This is a genomic window from Endozoicomonas sp. (assembly GCF_965196975.1).
Taxonomy (GTDB): domain Bacteria; phylum Pseudomonadota; class Gammaproteobacteria; order Pseudomonadales; family Endozoicomonadaceae; genus Endozoicomonas.
The window spans coordinates 4,653,005-4,673,879 of record NZ_OZ239981.1 but is presented as its reverse complement, the minus strand read 5'-3'; the positions used below and the strand labels follow the sequence as shown (position 1 = coordinate 4,673,879).

The 20,875-nt window shown below is 47.7% G+C and carries 16 protein-coding genes; 10 read left to right on the top strand and 6 right to left on the bottom strand.

Annotated elements, in window-relative coordinates; translation table 11 throughout:
• Positions 1 to 25 precede the first annotated feature (25 nt).
• On the bottom strand, positions 26 to 1,027 hold the full coding sequence (locus ACOCLE_RS20940; protein ID WP_419534095.1) for a LysM peptidoglycan-binding domain-containing protein: 1,002 nt from the start codon (positions 1,025 to 1,027) through the stop codon (positions 26 to 28).
• Between the two features lie 363 nt (positions 1,028 to 1,390).
• Here ACOCLE_RS20940 and ACOCLE_RS20935 point away from each other — a divergent pair, with 363 nt between their 5' ends.
• The 6 genes from ACOCLE_RS20935 to ACOCLE_RS20910 all read left to right on the top strand — a co-directional run bounded on the left by ACOCLE_RS20935 (position 1,391) and on the right by ACOCLE_RS20910 (position 9,290).
• Positions 1,391 to 3,244, top strand: coding sequence for an extracellular solute-binding protein (locus tag ACOCLE_RS20935; RefSeq protein ID WP_419534094.1), 1,854 nt, complete (start codon positions 1,391 to 1,393; stop codon positions 3,242 to 3,244).
• Positions 3,245 to 3,343: 99 nt separating this feature from the next.
• Positions 3,344 to 3,841 (top strand): peptide deformylase, encoded by a 498-nt coding sequence (def, locus tag ACOCLE_RS20930; protein ID WP_419534093.1) that lies wholly within the window; start codon positions 3,344 to 3,346, stop codon positions 3,839 to 3,841.
• Positions 3,842 to 3,935: 94 nt separating this feature from the next.
• Positions 3,936 to 4,880, top strand: coding sequence for a methionyl-tRNA formyltransferase (fmt, locus tag ACOCLE_RS20925; RefSeq protein ID WP_419534092.1), 945 nt, complete (start codon positions 3,936 to 3,938; stop codon positions 4,878 to 4,880).
• A gap of 17 nt (positions 4,881 to 4,897) precedes the next feature.
• A complete protein-coding gene (gene rsmB, locus ACOCLE_RS20920; RefSeq protein WP_419534091.1) occupies positions 4,898 to 6,217 on the top strand; it encodes a 16S rRNA (cytosine(967)-C(5))-methyltransferase RsmB in 1,320 nt (439 codons plus the stop codon).
• Positions 6,218 to 7,591 (top strand): Trk system potassium transporter TrkA, encoded by a 1,374-nt coding sequence (trkA, locus tag ACOCLE_RS20915; RefSeq protein WP_066017834.1) that lies wholly within the window; start codon positions 6,218 to 6,220, stop codon positions 7,589 to 7,591.
• A gap of 247 nt (positions 7,592 to 7,838) precedes the next feature.
• Positions 7,839 to 9,290, top strand: a complete 1,452-nt coding sequence (locus ACOCLE_RS20910) for a TrkH family potassium uptake protein (protein WP_419534090.1) — start codon at positions 7,839 to 7,841, stop codon at positions 9,288 to 9,290.
• A gap of 20 nt (positions 9,291 to 9,310) precedes the next feature.
• Here ACOCLE_RS20910 and ACOCLE_RS20905 read toward each other — a convergent pair whose 3' ends face one another.
• The gene (locus ACOCLE_RS20905; protein ID WP_419534089.1) at positions 9,311 to 10,348 is read right to left on the bottom strand and encodes a permease; all 1,038 of its coding nucleotides are present in this window, start codon (positions 10,346 to 10,348) and stop codon (positions 9,311 to 9,313) included.
• A 464-nt stretch (positions 10,349 to 10,812) separates the two neighbouring features.
• Here ACOCLE_RS20905 and glyQ point away from each other — a divergent pair, with 464 nt between their 5' ends.
• From glyQ to ACOCLE_RS20885, 4 genes are all read left to right on the top strand, one after another.
• The gene (gene glyQ / locus ACOCLE_RS20900) at positions 10,813 to 11,778 is read left to right on the top strand and encodes a glycine--tRNA ligase subunit alpha (RefSeq protein WP_419534088.1); all 966 of its coding nucleotides are present in this window, start codon (positions 10,813 to 10,815) and stop codon (positions 11,776 to 11,778) included.
• Complete coding sequence (gene glyS / locus ACOCLE_RS20895; protein ID WP_419534087.1) at positions 11,778 to 13,877, top strand: glycine--tRNA ligase subunit beta; 2,100 nt, start codon at positions 11,778 to 11,780, stop codon at positions 13,875 to 13,877. The genes glyQ and glyS overlap by 1 nt, the downstream gene beginning before the upstream one ends.
• 170 nt (positions 13,878 to 14,047) lie before the next feature.
• On the top strand, positions 14,048 to 14,614 hold the full coding sequence (gmhB, locus tag ACOCLE_RS20890) for a D-glycero-beta-D-manno-heptose 1,7-bisphosphate 7-phosphatase (RefSeq protein ID WP_419534086.1): 567 nt from the start codon (positions 14,048 to 14,050) through the stop codon (positions 14,612 to 14,614).
• Positions 14,614 to 15,372 carry a lysophospholipid acyltransferase family protein gene (locus tag ACOCLE_RS20885; RefSeq protein ID WP_419534085.1) on the top strand — a complete coding sequence of 253 codons (759 nt, stop codon included), beginning with the start codon at positions 14,614 to 14,616 and terminating at the stop codon, positions 15,370 to 15,372. Before gmhB ends, ACOCLE_RS20885 begins: the two co-directional genes overlap by 1 nt.
• A gap of 41 nt (positions 15,373 to 15,413) precedes the next feature.
• Here ACOCLE_RS20885 and lpcA read toward each other — a convergent pair whose 3' ends face one another.
• The 4 genes from lpcA to dnaN all read right to left on the bottom strand — a co-directional run bounded on the left by lpcA (position 15,414) and on the right by dnaN (position 20,816).
• Positions 15,414 to 15,998: a D-sedoheptulose 7-phosphate isomerase gene (gene lpcA / locus ACOCLE_RS20880; RefSeq protein WP_066013507.1), complete on the bottom strand. Its 585-nt coding sequence runs from the start codon at positions 15,996 to 15,998 to the stop codon at positions 15,414 to 15,416.
• 55 nt (positions 15,999 to 16,053) lie between these two features.
• Positions 16,054 to 18,468: a DNA topoisomerase (ATP-hydrolyzing) subunit B gene (gene gyrB, locus ACOCLE_RS20875; RefSeq protein WP_419534084.1), complete on the bottom strand. Its 2,415-nt coding sequence runs from the start codon at positions 18,466 to 18,468 to the stop codon at positions 16,054 to 16,056.
• Positions 18,461 to 19,606, bottom strand: a complete 1,146-nt coding sequence (gene recF, locus ACOCLE_RS20870; protein ID WP_419534083.1) for a DNA replication/repair protein RecF — start codon at positions 19,604 to 19,606, stop codon at positions 18,461 to 18,463. The genes gyrB and recF overlap by 8 nt, the downstream gene beginning before the upstream one ends.
• 106 nt (positions 19,607 to 19,712) lie before the next feature.
• Entirely contained in the window at positions 19,713 to 20,816 is a 1,104-nt protein-coding gene (gene dnaN, locus ACOCLE_RS20865) for a DNA polymerase III subunit beta (protein ID WP_419534082.1), read from the bottom strand.
• Between the last annotated feature and the right edge of the window lie 59 nt (positions 20,817 to 20,875).

Genomic DNA, 20,875 nt, shown 5'->3' with positions numbered 1-20,875 from the left:
CTGTATTTTCTGAATAAATGATTGCTTATGGCTGCGGGCTTCGGAGGATATAGCCAACTTCAATATCCTCTTTTGCTGATAGCACAATACCATAGCTCATTTTTTCAAAAGGTCGATAAACCATCACCAGCCCCACCCTCTCTGACGGCAGAGCGACCTCTTCATTGGTAAACGGGTCTATCGCTTTTTCATCCTGACGGTAAACGGCCAATACATCTCCCTGACGCAGGCTCTCCCGCTCACCCTTGTTGATAACCACTGTATCAAACTTGGAAATTTTTCTCGCATTATTCAGATTTGCCGTGACAATGCCTTCTACAGGAGCATCTGGCGCTCTTGGAAAGAAGGTGGTCACAAGCCCATTGGCTTCCTGTCTGACAATGCGATCTCCAGGCTTCAATTCCATCTTGCTTTCCTGAATAACCATGGAAGCAATGTCTTCCTTAACCCGGCTTAAATTGATGGTTCCAACATCAACACCGATTAGGCCAAGTAACTCTTCTGTTTCCGGATCTACAATCTGGTCACCACGGCGCACAACATCAAACTGGATATTCTGTCCTGCAAAATCACCTCGAGCATAAATCTTGTCTCCTGCACCTGAAGCCAGCTTGCCATCTTTGGCTGCGAATACATAAGGCGCACTATTCAACTGTTCTTCACTTGAGAAAACATGGCCACCTTTTAAGTAACTGTGCACCGCACTTAAAGGGATGGCAGGAATTGCAGACTCGCCAGGCATTACCCGGATTTTTGGGCTTAGTTTGATCGTACGTCCGGTTTCACCTCGACTGGAAACCATCAATCTCGGTTGTCCGTTGATGTACACCAGACTGACGATATCACCAGGATAAATCAGGTGAGGATTCTTTATCTGGGGATTCGCATGCCATATTTCCGGCCATAACCACGGGCTGTCCAGAAAGGTGGTCGAAATATCCCACAAGGTATCGCCCTTCTCAACGGTGTACCTGCTGGGAGAATCCGCCTTTATCGGGCTATCGTATGCCAGGCCCAGTGTGGACATGCAAAGCAGAATTCCTGCCAGAGCAAAGCGTCTCATTATCGTCCCGATCCCTTGAATAGTTTTTTAGTTTAAGCAGCCTTGAGCCGGTAAAAAATCATTAAATGAAACCCAGCATCCCCTGTCTTTTTCACTCAGGTGATAATGCTATACCGGATTTCAACTGTTATGCATCAATCAGAACAGTGTATCAACCGCCTCCGCTTGTGAGCAATCGGCTCTCTTTTAGTTCTCGGCTTTACAAGCCAATTCTCAAGATCAGGTCACACAATAGCACTCTGGATTCTGTCTTGATCCAAAAGAGTATGGCGACTATTTATAGTTTCCTGACCCAATCGCTGTGGGCGGGTTAATCAAGGAGCTATTTTGAAACTTCAAAGCCTGACGCTTACGGCATTCATTGCCATTGCTACAGCCGGTTCTACCAGCTTGCCAGCCAGCGAAAATACTCCCATCACACAAAAATCACACGGCCTCTCACGGTTTGATGACCTTAAATACCCAAAAGATTTCAAAAACTTCGATTACGTAAATCCTGACGCCCCCAATGGCGGCAAACTCAAAATTGCCGCCATTGGCATCTTCGACACCTTAAACCCATACTCCCAGAACGGCACTCACATCACCCAAATCCCCCCACTTAGCTTTTTTACTTTAGGCTTCCTGGGTTTGAATGAACCTTTGATGGTGGGTAGTGGCTCATACAGCCCTACAGGCGATGAGGCCAAGTCTGCCTATGGCCTTATTGCCGAATCCGTGGAGTATCCTGACGATAACCAATGGATTACCTTTAACCTGCACTCAAATGCTCGTTTTCATGATGGTCACCCAATTACAGCAGAAGACGTTGAGTTCTCTTTTGAGCACCTCCGCACAAAGGGTCCGATCAAATATCAGATTCAGCTTAAGCCCATTGAGCGTATAGAGGTTCTTGATAAACACAGCGTTCGCTTTCACTTCAAATCCTCTGGAAACAGAGATCAATTGTTCTGCGCTGCCGAACTGCCTGTGCTGCCTGCTCATTACTGGAAAGATGAGCACAATGAAAAATCCAAACTGAAACCTCCACTGGGTAGCGGGCCGTACAAAATTACCCATGTGGAAGGAGGATCATCAGTTACTTTCACAAGGGTTGAGGACTACTGGGGGAAAGGTCTGCCGGTTAATCAGGGTAAATACAATTTCGATCAGATAACCATCTACTTCTATCAGGACCTGACCATTGCCTTTGAAGCATTTAAAGCGGGTGTTCTCAGTCTCTACATCGAACCCATTGCCAAAAACTGGGCCAAAGCCTACAACTTTCCAGACATCAACTCTGGCAAAGTGAAAAAGGCTGAAATACCCACCAAAATGATTATTGGCAGCCCGATGATCGTCTTTAATACCCGCAGAGCTCCTTTTAATGATATTAGAGTTAGAGAGGCGATTGGTTACCTGCTGGATTTTGAGTGGAGCAACCGAACACTGTTTGAAAATTCCTACTCTCGAGCAAACAGCTACTTTCCAAATTCCATTTACGCCGCTTCAGGAATACCCATCTCTCATGAACAGGAATTATTAGAACCCTTTCGCAAACAACTGCCAGAAGCATTGTTCCAACAACCATTTTTATCCCCAATAACCAAAGGTGACGGTTCAATAAGAAGCCAGCAACAACAGGCGCTCACTTTGCTTAAAGAAGCAGGATGGCGGCTTCAGGGCGGTAAGCTGGTTAACCAGAAGCAAGAGCAGATGACTTTTGAGTTAATTACTTACAGCCACATGGTGGACAGGGTTATTTTGCCTTTTAAAAAGAACCTGGCCAGCATCGGTATTGAGCTGAAATACCGGGTCATCGATAGCAGCAACTACTTCCAGAGAGTGAGAAAACTGGACTTTGATACGATAGGAAATGCCTATCCACTGGGGCTCTCACTTGGTAGTGAACTTTTCAGGTACTTTCACTCCAGTAATGCAGATATACCCGATACCCAGAATCTGGCTGGTATAAAGAACTCTGCGATAGATGCACTTCTGGAGAAAATACCCAATGCAGAAAATCAGGAAGAGCTGGAAAACATTATTCACAGCCTTGACCGGGTTCTGCTCTGGAACCACTACGGCATTCCACTCTGGTACTTTGGGAAAGTCAGAGTTGCCCACCAAAGCAATATCAAGCGACCGGATGTGGTCACGGATTACCCCATGATTATCAATACCTGGTGGCAGGCTGAATAAGCTCGATTTAACAGACCCTAGGTACAGACTGAATTTGCGGATATACTGAAAGGTCAACAAACTACTTTATTCGTTGACTCCGTCAACCTGAGATCACTGATGGCTCTACTGGAAATACTTGAATACCCTGACCAAAGACTTCGCACGGTTGCCAAGCCGGTAGCAGAGGTCAATGACGAAGTTCGCCGTATCGTTGATGACATGCTGGAAACCATGTACGACGCCAAAGGCGTTGGTCTTGCGGCTACACAGGTAGACATTCATCTGCGCATCGTGGTTATGGACCTTTCTGAAGAAGGTAACGAGCCTCAGGTTCTCATCAACCCCAGCTATGAGCCCATTGGCGATGAAAAGTCCGACCTTCAGGAAGGCTGCCTGTCAGTACCCGGATTTTATGAACTGCTGGATCGCTACTCTCAAGTAAGACTCACGGCTTTAGATCGCGATGGTAATGAATATACACGGGATTATGATGAGTTGGCGGCAGTCTGTGTCCAGCACGAGCTGGATCATCTGGAAGGTAAACTGTTCATTGATACCCTGTCCCGTTTGAAACAGGACCGTATCAAGAAAAAGCTTGGAAAAAGAAAGCACTGATTAAAAGCCAGACCGATTAAATTCGTATAACGGTGTATTAGATACACCGTTATCAACCACTTTCCGATACATAGCCTCCTAAGTAACAGGCCATATGAAAAGCCTTCGAATTATCTTTGCCGGGACCCCAGAGTTTGCCAGTGCACACCTCCAAGCCATTCTGGATAGCCAACATCAGGTTATCGCTGTCTACACCCAGCCGGACAGACCTGCAGGGCGTGGTCAGAAACTGATGCCCTCACCGGTCAAATCGCTGGCTCTTGAACACAACATTCCCGTTTTTCAGCCAAAGTCTCTCAGAAATGAAGACGCTCAGAAGGAACTTGCCTCTCTGGATGCTGATCTAATGGTTGTTGTTGCCTATGGGTTGATTCTGCCACAGGCCGTTCTCGACACTCCAACACTGGGCTGCATTAATGTGCATGGCTCCATCCTTCCAAGATGGCGTGGAGCAGCCCCTATTCAACGAGCTATTGAAGCTGGTGATACTGAATCGGGTGTCACCATCATGCAGATGGATGCTGGGCTGGATACTGGAGACATGTTGCTGAAAGCCTTTTGTCCCATCCATCCAACCGATACAGCATCCAATCTTCATGACCGTCTGATTGAAGTGGGTCAGCCTGCGCTTATTCAGTCTCTTGATGACATTGCAGGCGGCAATATTCATCCTGAAAAACAGGATGACAAGCTGGCTAACTATGCGCATAAGATGAGTAAAGAGGAAGCACGGCTGGACTGGCAGAAGTCAGCGCAGGCTCTGGACCAGCAGATTCGGGCATTTAATCCATGGCCTGTGGCGATCACTGCTCTGGATGACACGAACATCCGTGTCTGGGAAGCAATGGCTCTGGAAGAAAGTTCAACCGAAGAGCCCGGAACTCTGATCAAGGCAGATAAAGATGGTCTGGATATTGCCTGCAGTGAAGGCACTCTTCGCATTAAACGACTGCAATTGGCAGGAAGCCGTGCAATGACTGTGCAGGAGCTGTTGAACAGCAAAAAAGCGATGTTCAGCACCGGAAAACAATTCAGCTAGGCTCTTTTTTACCTGATATGGCTAAACAATCTTCTGTTCGTCAGTTAGCAGCACGGGCGATCACCCGGGTAACCCTGGGAGAATCACTGAGCAGTGTACTGCCGCAGTTACAGGAAAAGCTGTCCAAAAAAGATCAGCCTTTATTGGCTGAGCTTTCCTATGGAACACTCCGTTACTATCATCGGCTGGATGCCTGGCTTAAGTTCCTTACCGAGAAACCCCTTAAAGAAAAAGAACAGGATATTCATAACCTGATTCTCGTTGGTCTTTATCAACTCTTCTTTACCCGTATTCCTCCCCATGCTGCCATTGGTGAGACAGTACAAGCGACCCGTACCATGGGTAAAGCCTGGGCCAGAGGCCTCGTCAATGGCATTCTCAGAAATGCCCAGCGCCGGTTTGAAGAGTTAAATGACCTGGAAGAACGCAGCCCGGTTTGCGGCTGGTCACACCCAAAATGGTTGATCAATACGATTAAACGGGCCTGGCCAGAAGATTATCAGGCCATTCTGACGGGTAATAATCAGCCTCCACCCATGACCCTTCGGGTTAATGAGCAGAAGATCAATCCTTCCAGGTACCTGAAAAAGCTTCTGGATGACTGTATACAGGCGAAACAATCCAAAATTGCCCCGCAGGCCATTACCCTGAGCAGACCCTGTTCCGTTGACAAGCTCCCCCTGTTTCAAGAGGGAACAGTCAGTGTTCAGGATGAATCAGCCCAGCTGGCTGCGACCTTAATCCAGGCGAAACCCGGTGATCATATTCTGGATGCCTGCTGCGCACCGGGTGGCAAGACCTGCCACTTGCTGGAACTGAACCCGGATATTACGGTTGATGCACTGGATGCTGATAGCACTCGCCTGGAAAGAGTCGGTGAAAACCTGCAAAGACTGGGTTTGACGGCGAATGTTCTGTGTGGAGACGCTACGGATCCAGACAGTTGGTTCCCGGGAAAACAATATGACCACATTCTTCTGGATGCCCCCTGCTCTGCGACCGGGGTTATCCGTCGCCACCCGGATATCAAACTGCTGAGAAAGTCCGAAGATATTGATGCACTGGCTCAGTTGCAGCAGAAAATCCTTAAGGCTATCTGGCCTCTATTGAAGCCCGGCGGCACGTTACTCTATGCTACCTGCTCAATCATGCCCCAGGAAAACCATCTGCAGATTGAGCACTTCCTGTCAGAAACCCCTGATGCCAGATTGCTACCCATTGAGGGGCATTGGGGTCACAATACAGGGTTTGGTAAGCAATTATTCCCAGGCAACGGCGGCTCTATGACTAGTGGCGACGGTTTTTTTTACAGCCTGATGGTAAAGACGGATTCCTAAATGAAAATCATCATTCTCGGTGCTGGACAGGTTGGCGGTACGCTGGCAGAAAACCTGGCCAATGAGGAAAATGACATTACGGTGGTCGATACCGATGCCACTCGACTTCGAGAGCTTCAGGATAAAATTGATATACGAACCATCCAGGGTAAGGCATCTTTTCCAGGGGTCCTGAAACAGGCTGGGGCAGATGAAGCCGATATGCTGGTCGCAGTCACCAACAGTGATGAAGTGAATATGGTGGCCTGCCAGATTGCCTACACACTGTTCCACACACCGTCAAAAATTGCCCGTATTCGTCAGGCTGCCTACCTGAAGAACGAAAGCCTGTTTGCCAATGCGGCCCTGCCCATTGATGTACTTATCAGCCCGGAGCAAGTCGTTACTAACTATATAAAGCGGCTACTGGAGCGTCCTGGAGCCCTTCAGGTACTCGATTTTGCTGAGGGCCGTGTCCAGCTGGTTGCCATGAAGGCTTATTATGGTGGTCCACTGGTTGGTCACGAGCTCCGCTATATCCGTGAACACATGCCCAATGTTGATACCCGGGTAGCTGCTATTTTTCGTCGTGGAAATGCCATCATGCCCAAGGGGAACACCGTTATCGAGGTGGACGATGAAGTCTTCTTTATTGCCGCCCGTGAAGATATTCGGGCCGTCATGGGAGAGCTTCAGCGTCTGGATGATGACTATAAGCGCATCATTATTGCCGGTGGAGGCAATATCGGCCTGCGACTGGCTCAGGCAGTGGAAGACCAGTACAAGGTCAAGATTATTGAGCACAATATGGAACGGTGCCAATTCCTTTCAGAAACGCTGACCAAAGCCATGGTTTTCTGCGGTAACGCATCCGATAAAGAGCTGCTGATCAGTGAAAACATCGAAGAGACCGATATCTTCTGTGCACTGACCAATGACGATGAAGCCAACGTCATGTCATCCATGCTGGCGAAACGACTCGGTGCCCGTAAGGTTATGGCGCTGATCAATAACCCCGCTTATGTAGACCTGGTTCAAGGTGGTGAAATTGATATTGCGATTTCTCCACAGCTGGCCACTATTGGCAGCCTCCTAAAGCACGTAAGACGCGGCGACATAGTAAATGTTCACTCACTTCGTAGAGGCGCTGCAGAAGCGATCGAGGCTATTGCCCATGGTGATGAGCAAAGCTCCAAAGTGGTGGGTAAAACCATTCAGGAAGTAGAGTTACCTCAAGGTGCTACCATTGGTGCCATTGTTCGTGATGATCAGGTTCTGATTGCTCACGATACTACCCGAATTGAATCCGGTGACCATGTCATTCTCTTCCTGACCAACAAGCGCAAAATCCGTGAGCTTGAGCAGCTCTTCCAAGTTGGTCTTGGGTTCTTCTAGATTGTCTTATAGTCAGCTTCCTTCCCAGTCATTTGGGTTGGAAGTTCACCTTTCCCGGAACATGTCAATGACCTGAAACAAACTTCAGGGCTTTATTTTTCCTATGGATTGGGAGTAATCTCCTACTGCATAAAATCAGAATTTCTTATAGCCATTATAAGAATCCACCATGGCAGGTTTTTTAAGTGCCCGGCATATTCCTTTCTCCATATCGCTGGGTGCTTGTACTGGATGAAGCAGGAGCACCATGCAGTTTCAGGTTATTCTTCCCATTTTGGGAATTTTGTTAATTTTATTCAGCACATCCAGCCTTCCTCCGATCGTTGTTGCACTGCTTTATCAAGAGCAGGAAATTTCCATCTTCATCTACACCTTCTTACTGACACTGCTGCTGGGTGTGCTTCTCTGGTTCCCTTTTAGACATACGAAAGATGAGTTGCGCACCCGCGAAGGATTTCTGGTCACAGCACTGTTCTGGATTGTTCTAGGCTCAGTAGGCTCTCTGCCATTTCTATTAATGGAAAGCCCTTCACTCAGCATTACCGATGCACTGTTTGAGTCCATGTCGGGTTTAACTACGACGGGAGCAACCATTCTGACCGGAATTGAGCACCTGCCCCGCTCGATTCTGTTTTACCGGCAACAGCTGCAATGGCTTGGTGGAATGGGAATTATTGTGCTGGCAGTTGCCATTCTTCCAATGCTGGGGATCGGAGGTATGCAGCTGTATCGAACAGAAACCCCAGGGCCAGTTAAAGACTCAAAGCTTACACCCAGAATTACCGAAACGGCCAAAGCACTCTGGTTTCTTTATCTCTTTCTAACCGCTGCCTGTGCCCTGGCATACTGGCTGGCAGGTATGAATCTGTTTGATGCGATCTGCCACAGTTTCACAACCATCGCTATTGGAGGGTTTTCTACTTATGACGGCAGCATGGGGCATTTCAATTCTCCCATGATTATCTCTGTCTCGATCTTTTTCATGCTCATTGCCGGTATCAATTTTGCCCTGCATTTTACGGCCTGGAGACATAAGTCACTGACCCACTATATTCAGGATCCAGAAGTTAAGTGGTTTCTGGCAATTCTTGGAGTCGTTGGAGCCATAACCGTCACCACACTTTATCTTTCAGATACGTATTCTCTAAGCAAGTCATTCCGTTACGGCTTGTTTGAAGTGGTATCAGTTGCGACAACGACTGGCTACACCTCATCCTCAAGCTTTTCATCATGGCCAATGTTTCTGCCATTACTGCTTTTTTTTACCAGCTTTATGGGTGGGTGTGCAGGTTCTACCGCCGGCGGGATGAAAGTTATCAGGGTGGTTCTGATTGCCAAACAGGGAATGAGAGAACTTCGTCGTTTAGTTCACCCCAATGCGGTATTCACCATAAAAATTGGCGGCAAACCCGTGAGTCCAAGGGTCGGTGAAGCGGTATGGGGATTCTTTGCAACTTACATTTTGATGTTTGTTCTTCTCTTTCTGGCTTTACTGGCTAAGGGTTTGGACTTTACCACTGCCTTTTCAACGATTGCTTCCTGTCTCAATAATCTTGGACCCGCTCTTGGCGAAGCCGCGTTCAGTTACCAGAGCCTGCCTGATGCAGCAAAGTGGATTCTTGCTTTTGCCATGCTGCTGGGACGTCTGGAGATTTTTACACTTCTGGTGTTGTTTACTCCAACTTTCTGGCGTTATTGATTGGGCTCATGAGAAGGTGGTTACATTGAGTCACCATCTTCTCCCCCTTTACCCTTCCAATACATCAGTAACCCAAGCCCTCCTATTAGCAGGTTCAGAATCAGAGTGATGATAGCCCCATCACCAGACCCGGCTGCTATCGCATTGCTTCGCACAAGGTAAATAGAAGCTCTGTCCAAGATAAAATCCATCAGCAGACAGGAGAGCAGAATACTTAAAAATAAAACGGTTGCCTGTCTGATCGTGACAGACACCCCATAATATTGATTGGACATGCGAAGCATAGGAAAGGTTAACAGGCTGGATAAAAGGAAAGCCATCACCCCGCCAGGTGATACCCCATTCCACCACATGACAGCAGCCAGTGACACATTTCCAATCGAACATCCAAAAGTGAGAATGGCAATAATAATTCCGATGATCGCATTCCACAGCCACGCCAGAAAACCATGCTCCTGAACATTCCAGAAAAGCAGTTCCCACCATGATGAAGGCATAAGAACACTGACTGATGAAGCGACCAGTAAACCAACCAGTATATCTTTACGGGTCATGTTCAGGTCATCACGAAAGAATGAGCAAGCTTTCTCCCATGCATTGCGATGACGACTCTCCCCATTGCTTCCACTACCATTTACACACGGTTCAGGCATCTTCAAAGCGATTGCGATGAAATAGGCAAGAATAATGAAAGCAAACGCGGTCACTACCATGATTTCCAGAAACAGTATGCCAAGAAACCCATAAACAGCGATCAACATTGAAATTCCTACATTGGTGCTGGAAATCATAAAGGCAAGGGTATTTGACCAGCTGGCACCTTTTTCCCTCAGGGTATGTCCCATACCAATAGTGGCGTAATTACAGACGGAGGAAACAGCGCCGAGTGTCACTGAAAGACTGGCACTTTCCAGGTGATTACTTCCCAGTCGGTGGACAATGGTGTCCGTTGGAATATAGCTTCTTACCAAAGCAGACAGCGCCAGCCCAAAGGTTATTGGCCACAACATATGCCATAAAAGAAGTGCATAACTGGAGGCAAGATCAAGAATAACCATGGAGAAGAATCTCCAGTTCAGGTAGAACTGGAAGTATAGTTGCCTATCTATTGGAGGATAGAATTATCCTGACACCTTATTCCAAAGGGTTTACCCACGTTTTTCACAACTTATCCACAGCTTAAACTTAATCGCACAAACCGGTATAATCCCTCTCTATTTTTACAATCGAACCCTGCGAGTGGTCACTCACAGGGAAACCTGTGCCAGATGAATAATACCCATCGTGCTTTCTGACTTCCGTTATGAGCATGAAGGTTTGATCCTTAAAACAAGGCGGCGTTAGGAGTCATAGCCTTCACTATGATGACGATCGACAACGTAGGGTTAAGGTAAAACCTTTAGCGCAATAGGAAGTTCGACAGTTCGATTGGTATAAACTGGTCATCGATAATTGCTCGCAACACAAAGCTCAATGCTCAAAAAATGACCAGTTTGCATTTGAGCCTCTAAGAGGTAGAAAAGTGACTTCCCAGAGCACGCCAGATATCAATACATTCCAGGGGCTGATCCTCGCCCTTCAACAATTCTGGGCCCAGCAGGGCTGCGTCATCATGCAACCACTGGATATGGAAGTGGGTGCCGGTACTTTTCATCCAGCCACTTTTCTGCGAGCCATCGGCCCGGAAAACTGGAACTCGGCTTATGTTCAGCCCAGCCGTCGCCCTACCGATGGCCGTTACGGTGAAAACCCAAACCGTCTGCAGCATTATTACCAGTTCCAGGTCGTGATGAAGCCATCCCCTGATAATATTCAGGAGTTGTATCTGGATTCTCTCTGTCAGCTGGGTGTTGATCCGCTGGTTCATGATATTCGCTTTGTCGAAGACAACTGGGAGTCACCCACACTGGGTGCCTGGGGTCTTGGCTGGGAAGTCTGGATGAATGGTATGGAAGTCACCCAGTTTACCTATTTCCAGCAGGTCGGCGGCATTGAGTGTTACCCCGTTACTGGAGAGATTACCTACGGTCTTGAGCGCCTGGCCATGTATATTCAGGGTGTGGATAACGTTTATGACCTGGTCTGGACTGTTGGCCCACAAGGCCCGGTCACTTACGGTGATGTTTTCCATCAGCAGGAAGTTGAAATGTCCACGTTCAACTTTGAGCATGCTGACACTGAAGAACTGTTCAAACACTTTGACTTCTATGAGCGTGAATCCCAGAAGCTGGTTGACATCGGTCTGCCACTGCCAGCTTATGAATACGTTCTGAAAGCTTCTCACACCTTTAACCTGCTGGATGCCCGTCATGCAATTTCTGTGACTGAACGCCAGCGTTTTATCCTGCGCGTCAGAACTCTGGCCAGAGCAGTAGCCAAAGCTTACTTTGATAAGCGTCGTGAGCTTGGCTTCCCTCTTGCCGATGAAAGCATTCGTAATGAAGTTCTGGCTCAGCTTGCGAAAGAAAGCACGCAGGAGGAAAAATAATGAGCACCATCAATAAAGAAGACTTCCTGATTGAGCTGGGAACAGAAGAACTGCCACCAAAGGCATTAAAGAGTCTGTCTGAGGCGTTTACCCAGGGAATTATTTCTGGTCTTGAAAAAGCCCAGATCACTTTTACCGGCTATGAGTCGTTTGCGGCTCCACGCCGCCTGGCTCTGTTGATCAAAGGTCTGGATACTGCTCAGCCTGATCAGAAACTTGAGCGCAAAGGTCCTGCAGTTAAAGCCGCTTATGATGCCGAAGGTAACCCAAGCAAAGCAGCGCTTGGTTTTGCCCGTTCCAACGGTGTTAATTTTGAAGACCTGGAACAGGAAGAGACACCTAAAGGAGCATGGCTGGTCTATCGTTCTGTTAAGCAGGGTGAAACAACCAACGCGTTACTGCCGGAAATCATTACCCAGTCTCTGAATAGTCTGCCTATTCCAAAGCGCATGCGCTGGGGTGCCAGTCGTACCGAATTTGTTCGTCCAGTTCACTGGCTGCTGATGCTGCAGGGCAACCGTATTATTGATTGTGAAATCCTTGGCCTGAAAGCCGGTAATACGTCTCGTGGTCACCGCTTCCACGCGAATCAGGAAATCGCGATCAACAATCCTGCTGATTATGCGCAGGTTCTTCGTGAGCAGGGCAAAGTTATAGCTAACTTTGATACCCGTCGTGAAATCATCCGTGAACAGGTTGAGCAAGTTGCAACCACGATTAATGGGCACTCGGTGATTGACCCTGATCTTCTGGATGAAGTAACCGCTCTCAACGAATGGCCAGTTGCCCTTTCCGGGCGCTTTGATGATGAATTCCTTTCCGTTCCATCCGAAGCACTGATCTCTTCCATGAAGGGGCATCAGAAATATTTCCACGTGGAAAACAGTGAAGGGAAACTTCTTCCTCACTTTATTACAGTGGCAAATATTGAAAGTTCCGAGCCTCGTCATGTTGTCGAAGGTAATGAGAAAGTCATTCGTCCGCGTCTTGCCGATGCCAAGTTCTTCTATGACACTGACCGCAAGCAGACTCAGGACGATCGTCGTGAAAAACTGAAGCCTATTGTATTCCAGGCTCAACTGGGCTCAGTCTTTGCAAAAACTGAACGTATTGCACGACTTTCGTCTTACATTTCACAGACTGAAGGTGGTGATGCAAAGCTTGCAGAACGTGCTGGTCAACTGTGTAAGTCTGACCTGGTTTCTGAAATGGTTCTGGAGTTTCCAGAGCTTCAAGGCATCATGGGTCAGTACTATGCCGACAACGACGGTGAAAACCCTGAAGTCAGCAAGACACTGTATGAACAGTATATGCCCCGCTTTTCTGGTGACCAGCTGCCATCAACGCTGATTGGCTGTGCCGTTGCCATTGCCGATAAAGTGGACACGATTACCGGTATTTTTGGTATCAACCAGCTTCCTACTGGCAGCAAAGACCCTTTCGCTCTTCGTCGTGCCAGCATTGGTGTACTCCGAATCATTGTTGAGAAGAAGCTCAACCTTGATCTGGAAGCACTGATTGATCAGGCGATTCAGGGCTATCAGGAACAAGGTGTTTCTCTGCCAGCACTGGACATTCTTAATACGACAGTGGTCAACTACATGCTGGAGCGTTTTGATGCCGCTTACCAAGAAGAAGGAATTGCTATTGAGATCATCAACTCCGTTAAGGCATTACGCCCTACCCGACCACTGGACTTTGATCTTCGGATAAAGGCAATTACCCGCTTTAATGCCATGGATGAAGCGGATGCACTGGCTTCCGCCAACAAACGTGTATCCAATATTCTGGCTAAAGCCGGAGACATTGTTATTCCTGATACGCTGGATGAGACGCTTCTCAGTGAAGCTGCGGAAGTTAAGCTTGCGAAAGTTGTGTTTGCCAAGAAACAGGAAATTGCGCCTGCTCTGGAAGAAGGTCGCTACGCACTCGCAATGGAAAGCCTCGCAGCACTGAAAGAACCTGTTGACCTCTTCTTTGACCAGGTACTTGTTAATGCAGAAGAGGAAGCTGTCCGCCTGAATCGCTACGCACTGCTTAAGCAATTACGCAGCCTTTTCCTGCATGTAGCTGATATCTCTTTGTTACAGAAAAGCTAAGCACAACCTGATAAAGTGCGGCGCCAGCCGCACTTTTTTTATGTACAGGGATGTACTGTATCCCAGAAACGCACAACTGCATGGATGCAGACGTTAGAGTAACGCAGGAGCAGTTACCGGAGAGCAGTTTCTGGGATTTTACATTGGTTGTTATACGTCTAAGGAGCACTATGACCAAGCTTGTTATTCTGGATCGAGATGGCGTTATCAATGAAGATTCAGACCAGTACATACGGTCTGAAGAAGAGTGGCTTCCCATTCCGGGAAGTATTGAAGCCATTGCCCGACTGTCATCTAAGGGCTATATCGTCGTCGTAGCGACAAATCAGTCCGGATTAGCTCGTGGCTACTTCACGCTCAAAGAGCTCGATGCCATGCATGACAAGCTAACTAGGCTGGTAATAGCCCAGGGTGGTCATGTTGATGGAATCTACTACTGCCCACACGGGCCGGATGATCACTGTCAGTGCAGAAAGCCAAAAACAGGCCTTATAGAACAGATTTTTAAAGATTACGGCGCTAACCCAGCAGAAACCTGGGTAGTCGGTGATTCTCTTCGTGATTTACAGGCGGGTGTAAGCAGTGGTTGTAAGGTTGCACTGGTGTTGACTGGCAAAGGCCTTAAAACCCAAGCTAAACTCATCGAACACCCAGAAGAACTTTCTGGTACCAGGGAAGTACCTGTTCATAACAATCTCAACAGCTTTGTAGAAGAATTACTTTCAGAGGGATTTTAATGTCATCAGCTGTCGGTTCTGCAACCACCCAGGCAGTAGCCAATACCTTTTCTTTTATAAGAACCATTGTCTTTTACTTTTCGCTGGCGGTCTGGACTGTGTTCTGGGCAATGCTGATGATCCTGTTTATCTACCCTTTCCGGTTTAAACTCCGTCACCGAATATTTGTCAAAACATGGGCCATTGTATCGGTATATCTTTGTCGTTTAATTTGTGGCGTTCGATGGCAAGTAAAAGGAAGGGAGAATATACCTGATACTCCTTGTGTGGTTATCAGTAACCATCAAAGCACCTGGGAAACCTTTTTCCTGCAAACATTACTGACGCCTCAAACTCAGGTGATCAAACAGGAGCTACTGAAAATCCCCTTCTTTGGCTGGGCTTTTAAAAAAATAAAACCGATAGCCATTAATCGTAAGGATGCTCGACAAGCTCTGCAGCAAGTAAGAGATCAGGGTAAAGCGGCACTTGAGCATAACGTCTGGGTTCTTATTTTTCCTGAAGGAACTCGAACCCCTCCCGGTGAACCAGGAAAGTTTTCACGTGGAGGGGCAGGTCTGGCGAAAGCAGCAGAAGTGGATATTCTTCCGATTGCCCACAACGCCGGTGTTTTCTGGCCGAATGATTCATGGTTAAAACGACCAGGTACCATACAGGTTGAAATTGGTCCTGTGGTTAAAACTGAGCCACTGTCAGTGGCAGAAGTTAATGATGCTACACGGAACTGGATTGCAGGTTCATTGAATAAAATGAACTGAAAGCTTCATGGAATAAAAAAGGCCGGTGCAACCGGCCTTTTTTATTCCATATACTTTTCAATAAGCTGAATCATAATATGAATTGCCTTGATATGAATTTCCTGAATCCGGTCGGCATAACCAAAGTGAGGAACACGAATTTCAACATCCGCCATACCTGCCATCTTGCCACCATCTTTGCCTGAAAGCAGAATAACCTTCATCCCTTTTGCTCTGGCAGCTTCTACAGCCTTGATGATGTTTCCGGAATTACCACTGGTGCTGATCCCAAGCAGTACGTCCCCTTCTCTACCTACCGCTTCAACGTAACGAGAGAAGACATACTCATAGCCAAAATCGTTGGATACACAGGAGATATGACTGGGGTCTGAAATAGCAATAGCGGCATAGCCAGGACGGTTTTCTCGGAAACGTCCAGTCAACTCCTCAGCAAAGTGCATAGCGTCACAATGAGAACCGCCATTACCACAGGAAAGCACCTTTCCACCGGCTTTAAAGCTCTCAGACAATAGTTGAGCAGCAAGGTCGATAGATTCAAGATTGGCTTCATCATCCAGGAACCGGCTCAAAACAACAGCCGCTTCTTCCAGCTCCTGTCGAATAATTGCTTTAAATTCTGAAGACATTAGCAGAGCACCTGAGAATCAAAAAAGTGCCGGTTAAAACCGGCACTGGAATAGATTAAATATCGAGGTTGGCTACATTCAGCGCATTGCTTTCGATAAACTCTCTGCGAGGCTCAACATGATCGCCCATCAGAGTATTGAAGATCTGATCAGCTGCAATGGCATCTTCAATGGTTACCTTAAGCATTCTGCGTACATCCGGATCCATGGTTGTCTCCCACAGCTGTTCCGGATTCATCTCACCCAAACCCTTATAACGCTGGATGTAGTGACGCTTGGTTGATTCACTCATCAGCCATTCAAGAGCTTCTTCAAAGGAAGATACCTCCTTCTTACGCTCACCTTTCTGAACAAAAGCCCCGTCTTCGATAAGACCCTGCAGTTTATTGCCGAGAGAAACAATCTTTCCATAGTTAGCAGAAGAGAAGAAGTCAGCATTCCAGCGGTAGTGACTATCGACACCGTGGGCAATAATCGTTACTTTGGGCAGCCAGACATTAAGTTCCCTGTCTTCCTCTACAGAGAAGGTCATGGTGCTGCCTGCAGCTTTCAGGTTATCAATTCTTTCACTCAGCTGGGCAACCCAGGACTCCATCACGCTCTTATCAGCCAGACTCTCCGCAGTAACTTCAGGCATGTAAATCATTTCACGAAGCACTGAGACTGGATAAATACGAGACAGTTTATCAGCCACTTTATGAACATCTCTGAACTCTTTTACCAACTCCTCAAGAGGCTGATCACTGATCCCAGGTGCATTTTCGTTAACATGCAGACTGGCATTTTCAAGCGCTGATTGAGTCAGATAACCATCCAATGCACCATCATCTTTCAGATACTGCTCCTGCTTACCACGCTTAACCTTATACAGTGGTGGCTGAGCGATATAGATGTAGCCATTTTCAATCAGCTCCGGCATCTGACGGAAGAAGAAGGTCAGCAGAAGCGTACGAATGTGAGATCCATCCACATCCGCATCAGTCATGATGATGATGTTATGGTAACGGAGTTTTTCAATATTGAACTCTGTACGACCAATACCACAGCCCAAGGCAGTAATCAGGGTTCCTACTTCCTGGGAGGAAAGCATCTTGTCAAAGCGGGCTTTCTCAACATTCAGGATCTTACCCTTCAATGGCAGAATTGCCTGAGTCTTTCGGTTACGGCCCTGCTTGGCTGATCCACCCGCAGAGTCACCCTCCACTATGTACAGTTCAGAAAGCGCAGGGTCTTTCTCCTGACAGTCAGCCAGTTTTCCCGGCAATCCTGCAATATCAAGAGCACCTTTACGGCGGGTCATTTCACGTGCCTTACGAGCCGCTTCACGCGCTCTGGCCGCATCCAGCATCTTACCGACTACCGCCTTGGCTTCCTGAGGGTTTTCAATCAGGTAGTCCGAAAGGTATTTACCCATCTCCTGCTCTACTGCGGTTTTAACCTCAGAGGAAACCAGCTTGTCTTTAGTCTGGGAGGAGAATTTAGGATCCGGGACTTTAACGGAAATGATCGCCGTCAGACCTTCTCGTGCATCATCCCCGGAAGTAGCAACCTTAGCCGTTTTCTGGAAACCTTCCCGCTCTATATAGCCGTTCAGGCTCCGCGTCAGAGCAGCACGGAAACCCGCCAGGTGTGTCCCACCATCGCGCTGAGGAATGTTGTTGGTAAAACAGAATACCCCTTCCTGGAAGCTGTCATTCCACTGCATGGCCACTTCTACACCAATACCGTCATCACGGGTGATTTCAAAGTGGAAGACTTTATTGATGGTGGTCTTATTCTGGTTCAGGTGCTCAACAAATGCCTTCAGACCACCATCGTATTTGAAGTCATCAACCTTACCGGTGCGCTCATCCGTCAGCTGGATATAGACACCTGAATTCAGGAAAGAAAGCTCACGCAGGCGCTTGGCCAGGATGTCATAGCTGAACTGAATATTTGAGAAGGTCTCTGGTGAAGGGATAAAGTGCAGTTCCGTACCGGTGACATCCGTTTCGCCAATAACCTTCAATGGTTCTTCCGGACCCCCCTGATGGTACACCTGCTGATGAACCTTTCCATGCCGGCGAATGGTCAGTTTAAGCTGGCTGGAAAGTGCATTAACCACTGATACACCAACGCCGTGCAAACCACCGGATACTTTATAGGTGTTGTCATCAAACTTACCACCGGCATGAAGCACCGTCATGATAACTTCAGCGGCAGAAACGCCCTCTTCCTCATGGATATCTACAGGAATACCACGGCCATTATCTTTAACCGTAATGGACTCATCTGGGTGAATAATGACAGAAATTTTGTCGCAGTGACCCGCCAGCGCTTCGTCGATGGAGTTATCAACCACCTCAAACACCATGTGGTGCAGACCGGTACCATCATCGGTATCACCAATGTACATCCCCGGGCGCTTGCGGACAGCATCCAGGCCCTTAAGGACCTTAATATTGGACGCGTCGTAGTTTTGTTCACTCATGCTCTATCTCCAAAGACTCAGCCCGGCGAATACTTTGCTGACCAGGGTTATCATCCAATGTAATTTGCCCATGTTTCACGTGAAACATTTTCACTTCCGTTTCAGGCAACCAGCAATTTTCAAGTGCCTCCTTCTCAACGCAGGTGATGAAGGTCTGGCAGTTCATTTTTTGAAACAGCTGGCACAATGCCAGTCTGTGAGGAATATCAAGCTCTGATGGCAGATCATCCACGAGGAAAACGCACTGTTTTCCACTCAGCTCTTTATATAGGAATCCCTGAGCCAGTTTCAGTGCGCATACCACCAGTTTCATCTGACCTCGTGAGAGAATATCAACAGCACTCACCTTACCAACACGAATTCTTAAGTCAGCTCGCTGAGGGCCAGAATGGGTATAACCGGACTGCGCATCCCGAGCCAATCCACTGGCAAGCACCTCGTTTAGAGACCGCTCTTTATCCCAGCCTCGATAATACTGGAGCGTAAGATTCTCAATGTCTGTCAATTCAGACAACACTTCATTGAAGACCGGAGTCAATCTCTGAATATAATCGCTGCGCAATACGTCGATAGCATTTGCCGCTTTTTCGAACTCTATGTTCCACGAAGTCAGTTCAGAACCGTTTATTCTACCATGACGAAGCAGACTGTTCCGCTGTTTCAGCGCTTTCTGCATCCGTTTCCATAACGGGAAAAAGTCATGATGTTTCACGTGAAACACCCCCCAATCGATAAAGTTCCTCCTTAGCTTTGGAGAACCTTCAAGCAAACGGAAGGTATCAGGGTTAATCACCTGTAACGGTAACAACCGAGCAAGCTCTGATGTGGACTTCAGGTTTTCACCGGAAACCCGAATCTGTAAAGTCTCATCCCGGAGATTTCTGGAAACGCCCACTGGTATTGATCCCGATGCCACGCCTAAGCGACCAAAGACCGTACAGACTTCTACATCGCGGTTGATCACTGGTTTGATTCTGGATGTCCGAAACGATCGGGCAACACCGAGAATATGTATAGCCTCGAGCACACTGGTTTTACCACTACCGTTAAGCCCATAGAGCACGTTTACAGAGAGGGATGGTTTAATCGAAACTGAGGAGAGGTTTCTAATATCGGTTATGGAGAGCTGTTGGATCATATTCTGTTTATTTCCGAGCCTGAGTAGCTCGGAAGCCGGATCAGGACAGGCAAGTGTCTGATGCTAATTCCAGCATCAGACACTGACTACTTCTGCCGACAGGCTGTTACAGCCTCATGGGCATAACAACATACGTGGAGTCACCAGACTCAGATTCCTCAAGAAGTGCACTGCTGTTAGGGTCTGAGAGCGTCATCTTGATGGACTCACCAGAAAGAACGGAAAGCACATCCAGCAGGTAGCTGACGTTAAAGCCGATCTCCATAGAATCACCGTGATAAGCCAGGCTCAGTTCTTCTTCCGCCTCTTCCTGCTCCGGGTTATTAGCAATAACCTTGAGCTGACTGTCAGAAAGAATCAGGCGAATACCTCGGTATTTCTCATTGGATAGAATAGAGGCACGCTGAAAAGCCTGACGAAGTTCCTGACGATCCCCAACAATGATCTTAGTTCCGCCCTTTGGGATAACCCGGTCATAGTCAGGGAACTTACCATCCACCAATTTAGAGGTGAACATAAAGTCACCGGTTTTAGCCCTGATGTGGTTTGCGCCAAGAGTGATATGAACACTCTCTTCCCCTTCAGTCAGCAGACGCGCCATCTCAAGAATACCTTTACGAGGCACGATAACCTGATGCTTTTCCTGCTGATTGATATCGGCATCTACGCTGCACATTGCCAGGCGGTGACCATCGGTAGCAACCGCACGGAGGCAGTTCTGGCTAACTTCCAGCAGCATACCATTCAGGTAGTAGCGAACATCCTGCTGGGCCATGGCAAAGCCGGTACGATCAATCAGGCGACGAAGACGTGACTGACCAATGGTAAAGGATACTGATCCAGCCTCTTCTTCAATACTGGGAAACTCATTCGCCGGCAGAGTGGAAAGGGTAAAACGGGATCTGCCAGCCTTTACCTTGACCCTCTGATCGTCCTGATGCACTTCGATCATGGTGTTTTCCGGCAGAGACTTACAGATATCCATCAGCTTTCTGGCCGGAACCGTAATCTCCCCAGCCTCGGCAACATCCTCAAGGGCAACACGGCCAACCAGTTCAACTTCCAGGTCCGTACCGGTTAAAGAGAGCTGGTCTCCATCGACTACCATCAACACATTCGACAATACCGGCAGCGTCTGTCTGCGCTCAACCACACCGGCAACCAGCTGAAGTGGCTTAAGCAATGCTTCCCGATTAATGGTAAATTTCATCGCTTTCCTTTCTCTTGGCTAACTGAAAAGACTCAAAGGCCTTTCTAAAAAATAAGAAT

What these genes read in the sequence shown, in the direction of transcription:
- ACOCLE_RS20940 (WP_419534095.1), bottom strand. Translation starts at nt 1,027, where the DNA reads ATGTCCACACTGGGCCTGGCATACGATAGCCCGATAAAGGCGGATTCT.
- def (WP_419534093.1), top strand. Translation starts at nt 3,344, where the DNA reads ATGGCTCTACTGGAAATACTTGAATACCCTGACCAAAGACTTCGCACG.
- fmt (WP_419534092.1), top strand. Translation starts at nt 3,936, where the DNA reads ATGAAAAGCCTTCGAATTATCTTTGCCGGGACCCCAGAGTTTGCCAGT.
- rsmB (WP_419534091.1), top strand. Translation starts at nt 4,898, where the DNA reads ATGGCTAAACAATCTTCTGTTCGTCAGTTAGCAGCACGGGCGATCACC.
- trkA (WP_066017834.1), top strand. Translation starts at nt 6,218, where the DNA reads ATGAAAATCATCATTCTCGGTGCTGGACAGGTTGGCGGTACGCTGGCA.
- ACOCLE_RS20910 (WP_419534090.1), top strand. Translation starts at nt 7,839, where the DNA reads ATGCAGTTTCAGGTTATTCTTCCCATTTTGGGAATTTTGTTAATTTTA.
- ACOCLE_RS20905 (WP_419534089.1), bottom strand. Translation starts at nt 10,348, where the DNA reads ATGGTTATTCTTGATCTTGCCTCCAGTTATGCACTTCTTTTATGGCAT.
- glyS (WP_419534087.1), top strand. Translation starts at nt 11,778, where the DNA reads ATGAGCACCATCAATAAAGAAGACTTCCTGATTGAGCTGGGAACAGAA.
- gmhB (WP_419534086.1), top strand. Translation starts at nt 14,048, where the DNA reads ATGACCAAGCTTGTTATTCTGGATCGAGATGGCGTTATCAATGAAGAT.
- ACOCLE_RS20885 (WP_419534085.1), top strand. Translation starts at nt 14,614, where the DNA reads ATGTCATCAGCTGTCGGTTCTGCAACCACCCAGGCAGTAGCCAATACC.
- lpcA (WP_066013507.1), bottom strand. Translation starts at nt 15,998, where the DNA reads ATGTCTTCAGAATTTAAAGCAATTATTCGACAGGAGCTGGAAGAAGCG.
- gyrB (WP_419534084.1), bottom strand. Translation starts at nt 18,468, where the DNA reads ATGAGTGAACAAAACTACGACGCGTCCAATATTAAGGTCCTTAAGGGC.
- recF (WP_419534083.1), bottom strand. Translation starts at nt 19,606, where the DNA reads ATGATCCAACAGCTCTCCATAACCGATATTAGAAACCTCTCCTCAGTT.
- dnaN (WP_419534082.1), bottom strand. Translation starts at nt 20,816, where the DNA reads ATGAAATTTACCATTAATCGGGAAGCATTGCTTAAGCCACTTCAGCTG.